A 16,070-nucleotide genomic window follows, 5' to 3' on the forward strand; every position below is an offset into this window, starting at 1 on the left:
GGGCGGAGCCCCGGGGAGGGGTCCTACAGCGGCGGGGGCTCCTGCTGACCCCGGTTCACCGGTCCGCGGCCTGACAGAACCTCTCCGTACGCCTGCATCAGATCCGGCAGCCGCAGCGTCGACAGATCGTCCCGGGTGGGCATCCCCGCATACCCCGACAGCCGCAGATCCCGGTACGCGCAGCTCTTCTCGTACAGCGTCCGCAGGAACCGGCCGTTCCCCAGCTCGTCGATCCACCCCTGGTCGACCACGTGCCCGCTGATCGACCGCAGCTCGTCCAGCGCCTCCTCGTCCCAGACGTCGCCGTTGTCGGCGGCCAGCACCTCCCCGATCGACGTGAGCTCCAGCGGCCGGTACGAGGGGAAGTCGACCCGGGTCGTGAAGCGCGAGGAGAGCCCGGGGTTGGTCGCCAGCAGGCGGTCCATGCCCTCGGGGTAGCCGGCCAGGATGACCACCAGATGGTCGCGGTTGTCCTCGGCGCGCTTCAGCAGCACCTGCAGTGCCTCGTCGCCGTACGCGTCGCCCTTGCTGTAGCCGGAGTTGGAGAGGGAGTACGCCTCGTCGACGAAGAGCACCCCGCCCAGCGCCGAGTCGATCAGCTCGTTCGCCTTGACGGCGGTCTGCCCGAGGAACTCGCCGACCAGGTCCGACCGTTGGGCCTCGATCAGATGGTCGCCGCCGAGCAGCCCCAGGGCGTAGAAGACCCGCCCCAGGATCCGGGCCACGGTGGTCTTGCCCGTCCCCGAAGGACCGGAGAAGACAAAGTGACGTTTCGGCGGCTGGACGGGAAGTCCCTGCCCCGCGCGCAGCCTAGCCATGTTGAGCTGTGCGGAGAGGGCCTTGACCTGGCGTTTCACCGGCTCCAGGCCGACCATGCGCTCCAGTTCGTCTATGGCCTCGGCGAGCAGCACCGGATCCGTCGGCCCGGTCGGCAGCTCGGGACCCGACGGCTGCGCGGGGATGGACGTCTTGTGGCGTACGGGATCGTGCGGAGGTCCCGCGGTGGCGGCGAGCGGGTCGGCGCCGAACCGCAGCTCCCTGCCCTCCGGCTGGTCGCTCTCGTAGAGGGCGTCGCCGTCGCGCACGTCCTGGCCGAGTCCGGTGAGCGACACGGCGGCGAAGTCGGTGGAGTCGTCGTACCCGTCGGCGCCGTCCGAGTCGGTGATCGCGGCCAGCCGTGCCGAGGTGTCCATGAACGCCGGGTCCACCCGGTGCACGGCCCGGTAGAGGGGGAGGGCGGCGGCGCTGCGGCCGGTGCCCTCGTGGGCGCGGGCGAGCCAGTAGCGGAGCTCCTTGCGCTGCGGCTGCTCGCTGCGGCAGCGCATCAGGGAGGCGGCGAGGAGCGGTTCGGCCTGTCCGTACATCTCCAGGCGCACTCTTGCCATACCGCCGAACAGGCCCGCCTCGATGCCGAGCAGCGGATCGTCGACCAGCGACTCGGTATGGCGTACGAGACGCTCCCAGTCCTTGGCGAGGTAGGCGCGGCAGGCGTGCAGGAAGCGCACCTGCGGATCCGTGTCGACGGGCGGCAGGCCCGCCAGCGCCCGGTCCAGCTCCGGGACGTGGCGTCCGTCGAGCCAGTGCGAGGCGTGCGCGAGTAAGAGGTCGCGCGGGCTCTCCAGGACCGGCTGGACCCACCAGCCCAGCCAGTACCAGGAGTTGAGCGTTCGCCGGTGGCGTGTGCGCTGTTCGCCGAAGCGGTCCCGGTGGCGGTGCATCCTCAGCAGCGCGGTGGTGGTGTCCACGCGCAGCGCGTGGAGTCCGAGCCAGCCGTCCGCCATCCCCGGGTCGAGCCGCACAGCGGCCCTGAACTCCTCCTCGGCCTGCGGATATGCGCCCATCGTGTAGGCATCCACACCACGCAGCCAGGCGAGATCGGCCGGGGCCCCCGTGCCCTGCATGCCGAAGTCCATCACGTCCCCCACAGACCGTGCCCCCGTACTGTGCAGACCGGCCCGCTGGCCGGTGCCGCCCCGAAGGGCATCGTACCTGCGCAGGGTGCAAGTACCGAAGAGCTGCGGGGGAGTTGTCGACGCGCGTCCCAGTGGGCGGACGGTGACCGAGGGTGATCGGAAAGGGGGGTGTGGCGCCCGGAAAACGGGGGGTGGGGGCAGAACGAAGCCCCCGATCACGGGGGAACAACCGGGGGCTTCGCGTCTGCGGCGGCTTCGAAAAACCGCACATTGAGAACGTAAGACCTGTACGGGCCCTGGGTCAAGCGGAGTTGGGGCACTGCGGGCGGCCGACTTCGGGCGATTCGATACCCGACGGTAGGACTGTCACCCTCCGTGAGGGAGTGGTGCGTTCAGGCTGTCACGGAAGGCTGCTGAAGCCACTCGTATCCCGTACTGCCCTGCCGCACCAGAAGGTCCGCGAAGGGCTTCGAGGGGTCCGCCGAGAAATGTCGTACCTCCGCCGCGGTCCATCCGTCCCAGAACTCCCGCTGCGCGGGCCCGTCCCTGCGCCGGCCCCGGGCCCAGGACTCCTCCGCGCCCAGATCCATCCACAGCAGCCGCGCCAGAAACGGCCGCAGCACCCGGCGCCCCGCCCCCACGCCCTCGATCAGCACGACGGGCGCGGGCTCCAGGACGCGTTCGGGGCCGAAGGTGCGATGCGTCCAGTCGTACGGTGCGTACCGTGCGGCGGCGCCCCGGGTGAGCGGGCCGATCACCGTGGTGAGCAGCCGGTCCGTCCAGGTGAACAGCTCCTGGTGGGTGGCCAGGTCGTCGAGGTGCAGCACGGGCGCGCCGCCGAGCGCATCGGAGAGGCGCTCGGCGAAGGTGCTCTTGCCCGAGCCCGCATGGCCGTCGACGCCGACGATCCGCACCGGTCCGCAGGAGGCGGGCAGCGCGGCGGCCGCAGCTGCCAGACGATCAAGGTCTTCCATGGGGATCACCCTAGTGAGGCGTCTGATCCACCGCAGGTCACGCCAGTGGTCCACACCAATATTGGTGACAGGACGCGGCTGGAATCACTGGCAGAAGTCGGCCGGAACCCGCGATAGTTGCCCCACTGCTCAGCACTTGCTGCCCCATCCGCATCCGACTGGGGGTCCATCACTGTGACCAGCTCCACTCCTCGCAGATCCGTCCTCGCCGCCGCGCTCGCGGCAGCCGCGGCCACCGCTGCCGGGTCCGCCGCACCCGCCTCGGCCGCCACCCCCGCCACTTCCGCCGCCCGTCCGGGCAAGCCCGGAACCGGGAAGCCCTCGCTCGTGGACAACCAGGCCTGGACCTCGTACACCGACTGGCGCTGCGGCGCGGGCTCCGGCACGCACGCCGTCGCGGGCCGCCGCCCCGGCCTGGTCATCGGCGCGCCCAAGGGCCGCACCGACTACACCGACCCGCACACCCAGAAGACCTCCACCTGGGAGTACGCGACCTGGATCTCGCCCGTCCACCGCTCGCACGTCCCGGCCACCGAAGTCATCGCCTCCTGGAACGCGGCAGCCCCGGCCGGCACCTGGATCCAGGTCGAACTGCAGGGCACGTACTCCGACTCCACCGCGACCCCCTGGTACGTGATGGGCCGCTGGGCGGCGGGCGACGGCGACATCAAGCGGACCTCGGTGGACGACCAGAGCGACGGCAAGAGCTCCATCTGGACCGACACCTTCTCCATCGACGACGCGGCGAGCGGGCTGCGCCTCCTCTCGTACCGGCTGCGCCTGACGCTCTACCGCACCCCGGGCACCAAGCTCACGCCCACCGTGTGGCGCCTGGGCGCGATGGCCTCCGAGGTGCCCGACCGCTTCACCGTGCCCGCGTCGACGCCGGGCCTGGCGAAGGAACTGGATGTTCCGCGCTTCTCGCAGAACGTCCACGCCGGTCAGTACCCGGAGTACGACAACGGCGGCGAGGCCTGGTGCAGCCCGACCTCCTCCGCGATGATCATCAAGTACTGGGGGCGGGGCCCGACCGCCGCCGACCTGGCCTGGGTGGACCCGTCGTACATCGACCCCGAGGTCGACCACGCGGCCCGCTTCACCTACGACTACCAGTACGAGGGCTGCGGCAACTGGCCCTTCAACGCCGCCTACGCGGCGACGTACAAGGACATGAGCGCCGTCGTCACCCGGCTCTCCTCGCTGAACGACCTGGAGACGCTGATCCGGGCGGGCATCCCGGCCATAACGTCCCAGTCCTTCCTCAAGACGGAGCTGACGGGTGCCGGGTACGGGACCTCCGGCCACCTGATGACCGTCGTCGGCTTCACCGCCGACGGCGATGTGATCGCCAACGATCCGGCCTCGCCGAACGACGCCGCGGTGCGGCACGTCTACAAGCGTGCCGAGTGGGAGAACATCTGGCTCCGCACCAAGCGGTACAACGCCTCGGGCGGTGTGTCCTCCGGCACAGGCGGTGTCTGTTACCTCTACTGGCCCGCCCACCCGACGCCCGCCCAGAAGCGGGCTCTCGCGGCGGTCGGCATCCGCTGACCGGCGGTTCGGCCCCCGGGGCAGTGACCAACGTCTCTACCTCGGGGGCCGGATCCACTGGCACTGTGGAAAGCATGACTGCCACCGCCATCAAGTCCTCCCGCGCCCGTACCGGCGGCCCCAGGAACACCAACAAGATCGTCGAGCACATCGCGGGCTGGACCTTCGTCGTGGTCCTCGCGATGCTCGTCACCCAGACCGGTCTGATGTGAGCACGGGGTCCTCCAGGTCGGCCTTCCAGTGCCGGGCGGGGACCCCCACCAGGCCGTAGAGCCAGCGCACGGGACTGCGCCGCGCCAGCAGCGCGAAGCCGGCCAGTACGGCGAAGAGCGCCAGGCCGAGCGGTCCGCCCAGCAGATGCATGAGGATGCTCGCGGTCAGTGCCCCGAGGAACGGCAGACCGTGGACGCCCGCTCCCGCGATCGCGACCGCGAGGAGCTGCGGCACCCTGCGGTCCTCGTCCGCGCCGGGCAGCTTCCACCCCTCCACCAGCCAGCCGATCTCGGTCAGCAGCATGGTCCCGATCACCGCCGCGCCCAGGACCAGCAGGGCGAGGAAGGTCCCGGACGTCAGGAAGTCCAGTACGTGGTTGACCACGCTGTCCTTCGGCCAGTCGCGGTACGCGGCCGTACTCGTGGTCAGCATCCGCCGGTAGCCGGTGCCGTCCCAGCCGTGGATCAGGGTCCCGAAGAGCAGGAAGTAACCGCCCACGCACTGGAGATACGCCCAGTACCCGGCGCCCACCAGGACGAGGGCCTGCGCCGCCAGGAACCCGAGCAGCGTGCCCACCACGATCCCGCCCGCGTAGATCAGCACGAACCCCGCCCACACCCCGTCGTGCCCGGTCGCCACGTGCATCGTCGCCCAGGACGGGTTCTGCCAGAGCAGGAAGAGCCCGGTCGGCACCATCAGCACCGCGGCGAAGAGCAGGGTCAGGGCCAGATAGGGGTTGGCCGCGCGGCTCCTCGTCCGTACCCCCTCACCGTGCACCGACCGCTCCCACCACTGCAGTTGGCGCCCTGCGGAGAGGGCGAAGGTCGCGCCGATGCCGTACGCCCAGAAGAGGGCGGCCTGGATCTGGATCATGTGGCCCCCAGCGTCAGACCGGTCGTGTCGATCGAGTCGGAGGTGACCAGGGCCTGGTCGGCGCTGACATCCGTCAGAAAGACGAACGGCGGCACCACGGGCGGCACGGGCAGCCCGTCCGGCGTGAAGGTCAGACAGATGACGCCTTCGATACAGCCGCTGAACTTGGTGAGGTAGAGCGTCACATCACCGCTCAGGTCCAGGGTGTCGGCGCCCAGGCTCATGTCGTTCCCGCCGTCGTGGGTGGTGAGGCGGTAGTCGGTGAGCGAGGCCGACTTCATTTTCAGCACCATGACCTTCACGGGGCCACCGGCGCTCGGCACTTCCCGTACACCGGCGATCAGGAAGCCCTTCGGCGCGAAGAGCGTGGTCGTGATGGTCGGCGTGGAGCGTGGCACCGTGACGGAGCCGGGCGCCGGCGCCTGCTGGACCGGACGGCCCAGCACGGCCAGCAGGACGACGGGCAGCGCGGCCGCGAGCGTACGGTTCCTGCCCCGGTCCGGCAGCGGTTCCTCCTCCCGTACGGGATTCCAGGAGAAGCCCATCGCGCTGCCCGCGATGCCCAGGCCCATCCCGACCAGGAAGCCGCCGAGATTGGTCGCGGCGAACGAGAGCACCGACAGGATCAGGGCGTTGATCGAGACGTAGTGGCGGGTGTGCGGCAGGAACCACAGGAAGGCCCCCGCGGCCATCAGCGCGAGACCGATGCCGATGGCCGCGATCCCGCCGAGGCCCAGGCTGACCAGGATGGTCAGTGGCGAGAGCGGGACCAGGAGCAGTTCCAGGCCGCCGAGGATGAGCAGCAGTCCGGCCCAGAAGGGCCGGGTGCGCCGCCATTTCCTTGATTCGTGCCGTGCGTCGGGCAACGGAAGGCGATCGTCCAGCCATCCCATTTCAGAAGCACTTCTTGCCGTTCAGGCTCACATCGACCCTGAGCCCCTTGAGATGGAAGTTCCCGCCGGTGGCCGACCAGGCGTGCGACTTCACCCCGTCGACCTCGATGTCCCCGGCCTGCAGGCCGAACTTGCCCACCTCGCCCTTGACCCCGGGCACCGCGTCCAGGGTCGACGCGTCCCGGCCGATCTGCGCCGTGCCGAAGTGGGCGTCGCCGACCAGGTCCTCGCCGTCGATGACGAGACTGCTGGCGGTGACCTCGCCCGCGGCCCCGCCCGCGGTCAGCTTGAACACCACGTTCCCCACCGGGGTCTTGACCTCGGCCGCCTGACAGATGTCGGAGAGCCGAGCGTCGCCGAGGCCGAGCAGCGCCACGGGGTGGCCCTTGCCGTCGACGGACCGGTCCGTCTGGACGTACGACGAGAGGCCCGAGCTGGTGAGTTTCCCCGAAGCGACCTGAAAGCTGGTGCCGGAGACGGCGAAGGACGCGGCGAGGGCGCCCTGGGCCATGACGGACGCCATGACGCCGACCGCGAGAATCGCGGGGACGGCGACGACGGCGGTCTTCTTCCATGAGGTACGGCCCTCGGTCAACGGCCGCTTGGCTGCGCTCACTTGGTCCTCCCGTACGTCTGCCATACTGCGGGAATCCTGAGGCAGTGGGAGACTAGGGCTGAATTTGAATAATAGTCAACAGCGCGGAACGACCGAACGATCCCAGGTTCGACGCGCCGAACTCATCGCAACCGGGCGGAAGTTGTTCGCCGACACCTCGTACGACGCGCTGTCCATGGACGACATCGCCAAGCACGCGAGCGTCGCGAAGGGACTGATCTACTACTACTTCAAGAGCAAACGCGGTTACTACCTGGCCATCGTCGAGGACTCGGTCGCCGAACTGGTCGCAGGCGCGGCCGGCCACACAGAGCTGCCGCGCGCCGAGCGGGTGCACCGCACCATCGACGGGTATCTGCTCTACGCCCAGCACCACCAGGCGGCGTACCGCACCATCGTCACCGGCGGCGTCGGCTTCGACACCCAGGTGCTCGCGATCCGCGACGTGGTGCGCGAGGAACTGATCGCCACCATCGCCATGGGTGCGTACGGGCGCAGGGAGATCCCGCTGCTCGCCCGTCTCGCGCTGCGCGGCTGGCTGAACACGGTCGAGAGCGTGACGCTCGACTGGCTGAGCCACCAGGAGCTGGAGCGGGACACCGTGCGCGAGCTGCTGGTGCGGATGTTGCGCAAGACCCTCGACGCCATCGAGGAGTTCGTGCCGGAGTGTCCGTCCCCGCCGCCGGCCGGGACATGACGCGAGGGGTGGGGAGCCGTTCGGCTCCCCACCCCAGGTGCGCTGTGGAGACGGTCAGCTGACGGACTTGATCAGCTCGCCGTTGGACGTGTCACCGCTGAGCTCCCAGAGGAAGGTGCCTCCGAGGCCCTGCTGGTTCTTGTAGCTCATCTTCCCCGCGATGGTGGCCGGGGTGTCGTAACTCCACCAGTTGGTACCGCACTTGGCGTACGCGGTGCCGGCGACCGTACCCGTGGCCGGGCAGCTGGACTTGAGCACCTTGTAGTCCTCGATGCCCTGCTCGTACGTCCCGGGGGCCGGCCCCGTCGCCGTGCCTCCGGGTGCGTCCTGGGTCACTCCGGTCCAGCCGCGGCCGTAGAAGCCGATGCCGAGCAGGAGCTTGTTCGACGGGATGCCGAGCGACTTGAGCTTGGTGATCGCCGCGTCGGTGTTGAAGCCCGCCTTGGGTATGCCGGTGTACGAGGTGAGCGGGGAGTGCGGGGCCGTGGGGCCCTGGGCGTCCCAGGCGCCGAAGAAGTCGTACGTCATCGGGTTGTACCAGTCGACGTACTGGGCCGCGCCCGCGTAGTCGGCCGCTTCGATCTTGCCGCCGGCCGAGGCGTCCGCGGTGATGGCCGCGGTGACCAGGTTCGACGTGCCGAACTTGGCGCGCAGCGCGGACAGGACGTTCTTGAAGGCCGCGGCGCCGCTGGTGTCGCAGGAGAGACCGCAGGCGTTTGGGTACTCCCAGTCGATGTCGATGCCGTCGAAGACATCGGCCCACCGGGGGTCCTCGACCAGGTCGTAGCAGGACTGCGCGAAGGCTGCGGGGTCCTGGGCCGCCTGCCCGAAGCCGCCGGACCAGGTCCAGCCGCCGAAGGACCAGATGACCTTGAGCCCGGGATGCAGCTTCTTCAGCTCGCGGAGCTGGTTGAAGTTCCCCGCGACCGGCTGGTCCCAGGTGTCGGCGACGCCGTCGACGCTGCCTGCTGCGTCGTACGTCTTCTGGTAGTCGGCGTAGGCGTCACCGATCGCGCACTTGCCGCCGGTGACGTTCCCGAAGGCGTAGTTGATGTGGGTCAGCTTGGCCGCGGAACCCGACGTCTCGATGTTCTTGACGTGGTAATTGCGCTGGTAGACATCCCAGTCGGCGAAATATCCGACGACCTTGCTGCCTGCCGCTGCGGCCTGTGCCGTCTGTGCTGTCTGTGTCGTCTGTGTCGTCTGCGCTGTCCGTGCGGCCGGTGCGGTCTCTTCGCCGGCCGAGGCGCTGCCGGCCCCGAAGAGCAGAGTCGCGCCGAGCACGCCCGTACAGGCCGCGGCGATGAGCGCCCTGAAGCGGGCGCGGGAACGGTGTGGTCCGAGCATCGTGTCACCTCGTGGGGGAGGGGAGCGTGGGGGGATCGTGCCGTGGAGCCTTGTTTGACATGAACGCGCAAGGCGCCCGGGGTGAACGTTAGAAGGACTAGACCAGTGTGGTCAATGGTTCGGACCAATTCCGACCCGTGACGGGAGTCCGCCGATCGGGCATACTCAAGCCGCCACAGCCGCTGGTCAGCCTCTTCCGTGATCCGGGAGGGCAGCATCGGCTGCAAGGCCGAGACCCGGCGGCGCCGCCACACCCTGGCCGCGCGTTCGCCGCCGCGCCCGACAGGGAGGAGAGCGTCGCCATGCCCGACCGCGCCCCGCAGTTGGTGGACCGTCAGTTGCCCACCGAGGAGTCCCGGGACCTCATCGCGCTCGTACGAGAGATCGTCCAGCGCGAGATCGCACCCGGAGCGTCCGCCGAGGAGGAGGCCGGGCACTTCCCGCGCGAGATCTTCACTCTGCTGTCCGAGTCCGGCCTCCTGGGACTCCCGTACGACAGTGAATTCGGCGGCGGGGACCAGCCGTACGAGGTCTATCTCCAGGTGCTCGAAGAGCTCGCGGCCGCCCGCCTCACGGTCGGCCTCGGTGTCAGCGTCCACTCACTGGCCTGCCACGCCCTCGCCGGCTACGGCACCAAGGAGCAGCGGACCGCCCATCTCCCCGCCATGCTCGGCGGCGGGCTGCTCGGCGCGTACTGCCTCTCCGAACCCTCCTCGGGATCCGACGCCGCCTCGTTGCGTACGAAGGCCGTGCGCGACGGCGACGACTGGGTGATCACCGGCACCAAGGCCTGGATCACCCACGGCGGATACGCCGACTTCTACACAGTCCTCGCCCGGACCGGCGTCGAGGGCGCCCGGGGCATCACGGCCTTCCTGGTACCCGGTGACGCCGAGGGGCTGAACGCCGCCGCGCCGGAGAAGAAGATGGGCATGAAGGGCTCGCCCACGGCCCAGCTGAACTTCGACGGCGTCAGGGTCCCGGGTTCCCGCCGGCTCGGCGAGGAGGGCCAGGGCTTCGCCATCGCGCTCTCCGCCCTCGACTCCGGCCGGCTGGGCATCGCCGCCTGCGCCGTCGGCGTCGCCCAGGCGGCGCTGGACGAGGCGGTCGCGTACGCCACCGGCAGGGAGCAGTTCGGCCGCCCCATCGCGGACTTCCAGGGGCTGCGCTTCATGCTGGCCGACATGGCCACCCGTATCGAGGCGGGCAGGGCGCTCTATCTGGCCGCCGCACGGCTGCGCGACGCCGGGCGGCCTTTCTCCCGGCAGGCCGCCATGGCCAAGCTTTTCTGTACGGACACGGCGATGCAGGTCACCGTCGACGCGGTCCAGGTGCTCGGGGGGTACGGCTACACCGTGGACTTCCCCGTCGAGCGCTATATGCGCGAGGCCAAGGTGCTGCAGATCGTGGAAGGCACCAATCAGATCCAGCGGATGGTCATCGCACGCCACCTTGCCGGTCCCGAGTCCCACTGACGGGCGCGGTCCAGGCGGGGAACGCCGTGAGCCGCGACCACTCCTGGTCGCGGCGTCCCGGCAGGGTTCTGCCCGCGCTCTCCCAGCGGTGGAGGATGCTCTGGTAGATCGGCGTGGCGGAGAAGTGCGGAACCGATTCTTCCGGTGCCGGGGCGGCGAGTCGGCGCCGCCCCGTGCCGGCCGTGATGTGCACAGGGGTCATACCGGGCAAACGCCGGACGCCGCTCTCAGGTCACGGCTTCCGCGCCTTCAGGGCTCTGGCTCCCGGCCGGGTTTCTGACGTACCGTCAACTCCCTTGCCGCCCTGGAGGTACGCCGTGGCCGTGGACCGACCCGTTGCACTCGACGAATACCCCATCCACCAGGCGCCGTTGTCGATGAAACATGTCGCGACCGGTGACCGGAACGCCTACGACCGCTGCATATTCCATGTCTTCGACCACGAAGGCAGGGCCCTGCTCATCGTCGGACTGGGTGTCTACCCGAACACGGGTGTGATCGACGCCTACGCGACGCTGAGCCGCGGGGACCAACTCCTCGCCGTACGGGCCTCGGACGCCCTCTCCGACGACCGCATGAACCTCTCCGTGGGACCGCTGCGCATCACCGTCGACGAGCCGCTGCGCCGGCTGACCCTGCACTGCGACCCCGACCCGGACGACCCCGGCTCCCTCGCGTTCGACATCGAGTGGAGCGCGGACTTCCCCGCCGTCTGGGAACCCCACCACACCCAGCGCCGGGGCGACCGTCTGATGCTGGAGGGCCGCCGCTACGTCCAGGCGGGCAACTGCACCGGGACCATCCGCGCGGGAGGCGAGGAGATCCTCCTCACTGCGGGGGAGTGGACCGGTACCAGGGACCGCAGTTGGGGCGTGCGGCCCATCCCCGGCGAGGAGGGCGGCCGCGCCGCGGAGGAGCACCGCCCCGAAGGGTTCCACTGGCTCTGGATCCCCGTCCGCTTCGAGGACCGATTCGTCATGGTCATCGCCCAGGAGGACGCGGACGGATACCGCACGCTGAACGAGGCTCTTCTCGTACGGGAAGGAGCGCCCGACGCCCAGCTCGGCTGGCCCAGGACCGACATCACCTACCGCCCCGGCACCCGGCACCCCGAGCGCGCCGTCGTCCATCTCGCCGACCCTGCGGGCAAACCCCTGGAGCTGGGCGTCGAGATCCTCCGCTCCTCGCCCCTCGCGGTCGGCGCGGGCTACCCGCCCGCCACCGACTGGCAGCACGGCAGCTGGCAGGGGCGCGGCTGGACCGACCGGCGCGGTTACGACCTCTCGGACCCGGCGACCCAGCGCATGGCGGCCTTCGGCGTCACGGACCACGCGGCCCGCTTCACCCTGGACGGACAGACCGGCCACGGCATCTTCGAGCACGGCAGCTTCGGCCGCCACGACCCGAGCGGATTCACCGGCTACGACTCGGTCGCTCCCTGAAGGCCTCCTGAAGGCCCCTTGAACGCCCTCTGAACGCCCTTCAAGCCCCGCGAGCGAGGAGCACCGCCATGACCACGGCACCCCGCCCCCGCACCACCACCCGCGACCCGCAGGAGCTCGGCCACCGGCTGACGGCCTGGCTCTCCGGACCGCTGCCCGGCGCACGCGTCGAGGGCATCACCGTCCCGGACTCCAACGGCATGTCCAGCGAGACGCTGCTGTTCGACCTCGTCCACCCCGACGCACCGGTGCGGGCCTGCGCCCTGCGGCTGGCCGCAGACCCGGCCGCGTACACCGTCTTCCCCTCGTACGACATGGAGCGCCAGCACCGCGTGATGAGCCTGGTCGCCGAGCACACGGACATCCCGGTGCCGTGCGTGCGCTGGCTGGAGACGGACCCGGCCCCGCTCGGCGCACCGTTCTTCGTGATGGACCGCGCCGAGGGCAGGGTGCCGCCCGACGTCATGCCTTACACGTACGAGGGGAACTGGCTGCACGCCGCGACGGACGCCGAACGCGCCCGTCTGGAGCGCGGAACGGTCTCCGTCCTCGCAAGGCTGCACACCCAGTTCCCGCCGAAGGAAGCGGAGTTCCTGCTCCCTGAGGGATCGGGCAGTCCGCTGCGCCGTCATGTGGCGGCCCAACGGGCCTACTACGCCTGGGTGGTGAAGGGTGTGGCGCCCTCACCGCTCATCGAGAGCGCGTTCGACTGGCTCGACGACCACTGGCCGAACGACGAGGGGCCGTCCGTCCTCGGCTGGGGCGACGCCAGGATCGGCAACATCATTTACGACGGCTTCGATCCCGCCGCCGTACTCGACTGGGAGATGGCCGCCTACGGGCCGTGCGAACTCGACCTCGGCTGGGCGGTCTATCTGCACCGCTTCTTCCAGGACCTCACCGAGTCCTTCGGTCAGAGCGGACTGCCGGACTTCCTGCGCCGCGAGAACATCGAGGGCGCGTACGCGTCGCTCACCGGGCACACCCCGCGCGACATGGAGTTCCACACGCTCTACGCGGCCCTGCGGCACGCGATCGTGATGCTCAGAATCGCCTACCGCCAGGTCCACTTCGGTGAGGTCCAGGTCCCGGAGAACCCGGACCGGATGATCCTGCACCAGGGCAGCCTCGAAGCCATGGTGCGCGGAACGTACTGGTGATCAGGCGGCCTCGCTCCGCATCTGCGGAACCCTGATCGGCTGCGAGCCCGGACCGCCCACATGCGAGAAGGGCTGCGTGCGCCAGTCGAGTCCCTGAGGGAGCGTCAGCAGCAGCGCGGTGACCTGCTCCTGTACCTCGAGCGTCTCGTCGGCGGGCTTGGCGTCCGCGGCCGGCCGGCCGGTCCCCGCGCATGCCGTGAGCCCGAAGGGGTTCCACGGGCTGGCGCAGAGCGCGTGCTCGGGCAGTACGTCCTCGTCCGCCAGGAGCGCGATCGGCTGCGCACAGTCCGGGCAGATGACCCGGAACATCTCGAAGGTGTCGTACGCGTCCAGCTGGGTGTCGGCATCGTTGTCGACGGAGTCGAAGGATGCGATGGGATCAACGGACTTCAGGTTCTGCATGGAGACTCCCCCTAGGGTGGGCCGACCAGGCGCAGTGGCCTCGACCACAGCAAGCACTTCCCGTCAGGTCGTTGCGGTAACCGCGCCGACCCCGTGGACACGGTCACAAACCTGTGGTGTTCGTCACATGCCTGTCGCAGGTGCCCCTTTCGGGTTGCCGCGACTGTGCCGGATGCCGTCCCTGGCCATAGGTTGATCCGCATGGAGGAGCTGGATCGTCAGATTGTGGGGCTGCTCGTCAAGGACGGGCGGATGAGCTACACCGACCTGGGCAAGGCCACCGGCCTGTCCACTTCGGCGGTGCATCAGCGCGTCCGCAGGCTGGAGCAGCGCGGGGTCATCCGCGGCTATGCGGCGGTCGTCGACCCGGAGGCGGTCGGGCTGCCGCTCACCGCGTTCATCTCCGTGAAGCCCTTCGACCCCAGCGCCCCCGACGACATCGCGGAACGGCTCGCCGGGGTCCCCGAGCTCGAGGCGTGCCACAGCGTGGCCGGTGACGAGAACTACATCCTCAAGGTCCGTGTCGCCACCCCGCTCGCCCTGGAGCACCTGCTCACCCGGATCAGGTCCCTGGCGGGCGTCTCCACCCGCACGACGGTCGTCCTCTCCACCCCGTACGAGGCCCGCCCCCCGCACATCTGAGGGCCGCGCCCGAGCGGTACCCCCGGTGGGGACCACCCGTCCGGAGGCGCGAGACTGGTCCCCATGACCGAGCACACCACCCCCCGGGCCGACCACCGCACCGTGCTGCTGCGCGGTGGAGACATCCACAGCCCCGCCGACCCCTTCGCCACCGCCATGGTCGTCGAGCGCGGTCATGTCGCCTGGGTCGGCTCCGAAGGGGCCGCGGACGCCTTCGCGAGCGGTGTCGACGAAACAGTCGACCTCGAAGGGGCTCTGGTCACCCCCGCGTTCACGGACGCACATGTGCACACGACCTCCACCGGGCTCGCCCTCACCGGCCTCGACCTCTCGAAGGCCCGTACCGCCGCCGAGGCGCTCGCTCTCGTACGGACCCATGCCGAGGCCAGGCCCGGCGACAAGATCCTGCTCGGCCACGGCTGGGACGCCGCGCGCTGGACCGGCGAGCAGTCGCTGTCCCGCCGGGCGCTCGACGAGGCCGCCGGCGGCCGGCCGCTCTATCTGCCCCGGGTCGACGTCCACTCGGCCGTGGTCTCCACCGCACTCCTCGACCTGGTGCCCGGCGTCACCGGGCTCGCCGGCTACCACCCGGACGCCCCCCTCACCGGCGCCGCCCACCACGCGGTGCGCGCCGCCGCGCACGCGGCCGTCACCCCCGGGCAGCGCACCGAGGCGCAGCGCGCGGCCCTCAGGCACGCGGCCTCGCTCGGCATCGGCGCGCTCCACGAGTGCGGCGGCCCCGAGATCTCCGACGCGGACGATTTCACCTCGCTGCTGAAGCTCGCCGCCGACGAGGCGGGACCCCGGGTCTTCGGCTACTGGGCCCAGGAGATTGCGAACGCCAAGGACGCCGAACGCATCCGCGAACTCGGTGCGATCGGCGCCGCCGGCGACCTCTTCGTCGACGGCTCCCTCGGTTCGCACACCGCCTGCCTCCACGAGCCGTACGCCGACGCCCCGCACACCGGCGCCGCCCACCTCGACGCGGCGGCAGTCGCCGCGCATGTCGCCGCCTGCACCGAGGCCGGCCTCCAGGCGGGCTTCCACGCCATCGGCGACGCCGCGGTCACCGCCGTCGTCGACGGGGTCCGTGCCGCGTCCCAGAAGGTCGGTTTGACCCGCATCCGCGCGGCCCGCCACCGCGTCGAGCACGCCGAGATGCTCACCCCGGAGACCGTCGCCGCCTTCGCCGAACTCGGTCTGACCGCGTCCGTCCAGCCCGCCTTCGACGCGGCCTGGGGTGGCGAGAGCGGCATGTACGCCCAGCGGCTCGGCGCCGACCGGGCCCGCACGCTCAATCCGTACGCCGCCCTGCTGCGTGCCGGGGTCCCCCTGGCCTTCGGCTCCGACAGCCCGGTCACGCCGCTCGACCCGTGGGGCACCGTGCGCGCCGCCGCCTTCCACCGCACTCCCGAGCACCGCATCTCGGCGCGCGCCGCGTTCACCGCCCACACCCGCGGCGGCTGGCGGGCGATCGGCCGCGACGACGCGGGCGTGCTGGTACCCGGCGCCCCGGCCGACTACGCGGTCTGGCGCACCTCCGAGCTCGTCGTCCAGGCCCCGGACGACCGGGTCTCGCGCTGGTCCACCGACCCCCGCTCCGGTACGCCCGGTCTTCCCGACCTCACCCCGGGCGCCGAACTCCCGGTCTGCCTGCGGACCGTGGTGTTCGGACAAACGGTCTTCGTGCGTCCGAACGAGTGACAAAGGGACATTTCGTACCGCCGATCGATGGCCGACGCGCTCTCCGGCCACCTGCGGATCTTCCGTACTGACCTGGAGATTTGGGTCAACACCGCAGGTAGGGCGACTGTTGACAGAAAGCAGTCACCGGCGGGTAGGTTCGGCCGAGTCCACCACAGGACGTCCGGT

At 70.4% G+C, this 16,070-nt stretch carries 15 protein-coding genes; 8 read left to right on the forward strand and 7 right to left on the reverse strand.

Annotation, left to right across the window (positions count from 1 at the left end; genetic code table 11):
• Positions 1-23: 23 nt before the first annotated feature.
• Together J0695_RS25710 and J0695_RS25715 are read right to left on the reverse strand one after the other, a co-directional pair.
• Entirely contained in the window at positions 24-1,913 is a 1,890-nt protein-coding gene (locus J0695_RS25710) for an AAA family ATPase (RefSeq protein ID WP_206965742.1), read from the reverse strand.
• Between the two features lie 392 nt (positions 1,914-2,305).
• The gene (locus tag J0695_RS25715; protein WP_206965744.1) at positions 2,306-2,887 is read right to left on the reverse strand and encodes a uridine kinase family protein; all 582 of its coding nucleotides are present in this window, start codon (positions 2,885-2,887) and stop codon (positions 2,306-2,308) included.
• Positions 2,888-3,061: 174 nt separating this feature from the next.
• Here J0695_RS25715 and J0695_RS25720 point away from each other — a divergent pair, with 174 nt between their 5' ends.
• Positions 3,062-4,438, forward strand: coding sequence for a C39 family peptidase (locus J0695_RS25720; protein ID WP_206965746.1), 1,377 nt, complete (start codon positions 3,062-3,064; stop codon positions 4,436-4,438).
• A gap of 74 nt (positions 4,439-4,512) precedes the next feature.
• Positions 4,513-4,650, forward strand: coding sequence for an SCO1431 family membrane protein (locus J0695_RS25725; protein ID WP_206965747.1), 138 nt, complete (start codon positions 4,513-4,515; stop codon positions 4,648-4,650).
• Here the strand turns inward: J0695_RS25725 and J0695_RS25730 are convergent.
• From J0695_RS25730 to J0695_RS25740, 3 genes are read right to left on the reverse strand one after another with little or no spacing between them, the layout of a single operon-like run.
• Positions 4,628-5,524: a hypothetical protein gene (locus J0695_RS25730; RefSeq protein WP_206965749.1), complete on the reverse strand. Its 897-nt coding sequence runs from the start codon at positions 5,522-5,524 to the stop codon at positions 4,628-4,630. The two genes, J0695_RS25725 and J0695_RS25730, sit on opposite strands and share 23 nt — an antisense overlap.
• Positions 5,521-6,390 (reverse strand): DUF6114 domain-containing protein, encoded by an 870-nt coding sequence (locus J0695_RS25735; protein ID WP_307798757.1) that lies wholly within the window; start codon positions 6,388-6,390, stop codon positions 5,521-5,523. Before J0695_RS25735 ends, J0695_RS25730 begins: the two co-directional genes overlap by 4 nt.
• Positions 6,391-6,418: 28 nt before the next feature.
• Positions 6,419-7,033: a DUF6230 family protein gene (locus J0695_RS25740; protein ID WP_206965753.1), complete on the reverse strand. Its 615-nt coding sequence runs from the start codon at positions 7,031-7,033 to the stop codon at positions 6,419-6,421.
• Positions 7,034-7,097: 64 nt separating this feature from the next.
• Between J0695_RS25740 and J0695_RS25745 the strand changes: the two genes are divergently transcribed.
• On the forward strand, positions 7,098-7,730 hold the full coding sequence (locus tag J0695_RS25745) for a TetR/AcrR family transcriptional regulator (RefSeq protein ID WP_206965755.1): 633 nt from the start codon (positions 7,098-7,100) through the stop codon (positions 7,728-7,730).
• A gap of 54 nt (positions 7,731-7,784) precedes the next feature.
• Here the strand turns inward: J0695_RS25745 and J0695_RS25750 are convergent, their stop codons facing one another.
• Positions 7,785-9,077: a glycoside hydrolase family 18 protein gene (locus J0695_RS25750; protein WP_206965757.1), complete on the reverse strand. Its 1,293-nt coding sequence runs from the start codon at positions 9,075-9,077 to the stop codon at positions 7,785-7,787.
• A 302-nt stretch (positions 9,078-9,379) separates the two neighbouring features.
• On the opposite strand from J0695_RS25750, the gene J0695_RS25755 reads away from it, so the two are divergent.
• The 3 genes from J0695_RS25755 to J0695_RS25765 all read left to right on the forward strand — a co-directional run bounded on the left by J0695_RS25755 (position 9,380) and on the right by J0695_RS25765 (position 13,154).
• Positions 9,380-10,552: an acyl-CoA dehydrogenase family protein gene (locus J0695_RS25755; protein WP_206965759.1), complete on the forward strand. Its 1,173-nt coding sequence runs from the start codon at positions 9,380-9,382 to the stop codon at positions 10,550-10,552.
• 317 nt (positions 10,553-10,869) lie between these two features.
• Positions 10,870-11,994, forward strand: coding sequence for an Rv3169 family protein (locus J0695_RS25760; protein ID WP_206965761.1), 1,125 nt, complete (start codon positions 10,870-10,872; stop codon positions 11,992-11,994).
• A gap of 68 nt (positions 11,995-12,062) precedes the next feature.
• Positions 12,063-13,154: a phosphotransferase family protein gene (locus tag J0695_RS25765; protein ID WP_206965763.1), complete on the forward strand. Its 1,092-nt coding sequence runs from the start codon at positions 12,063-12,065 to the stop codon at positions 13,152-13,154.
• Here the strand turns inward: J0695_RS25765 and J0695_RS25770 are convergent, their stop codons facing one another.
• On the reverse strand, positions 13,155-13,556 hold the full coding sequence (locus tag J0695_RS25770; RefSeq protein WP_206965765.1) for a hypothetical protein: 402 nt from the start codon (positions 13,554-13,556) through the stop codon (positions 13,155-13,157).
• Positions 13,557-13,757: 201 nt separating this feature from the next.
• Between J0695_RS25770 and J0695_RS25775 the strand changes: the two genes are divergently transcribed.
• Both J0695_RS25775 and J0695_RS25780 read left to right on the forward strand, forming a co-directional pair.
• Entirely contained in the window at positions 13,758-14,198 is a 441-nt protein-coding gene (locus J0695_RS25775; RefSeq protein WP_206965767.1) for an Lrp/AsnC family transcriptional regulator, read from the forward strand.
• A 63-nt stretch (positions 14,199-14,261) separates the two neighbouring features.
• Positions 14,262-15,902, forward strand: coding sequence for an amidohydrolase (locus tag J0695_RS25780; RefSeq protein ID WP_206965769.1), 1,641 nt, complete (start codon positions 14,262-14,264; stop codon positions 15,900-15,902).
• Positions 15,903-16,070: the final 168 nt, after the last annotated feature.

The organism is Streptomyces beijiangensis (genome assembly GCF_017315755.1).
Lineage (GTDB): Bacteria > Actinomycetota > Actinomycetes > Streptomycetales > Streptomycetaceae > Streptomyces > Streptomyces beijiangensis.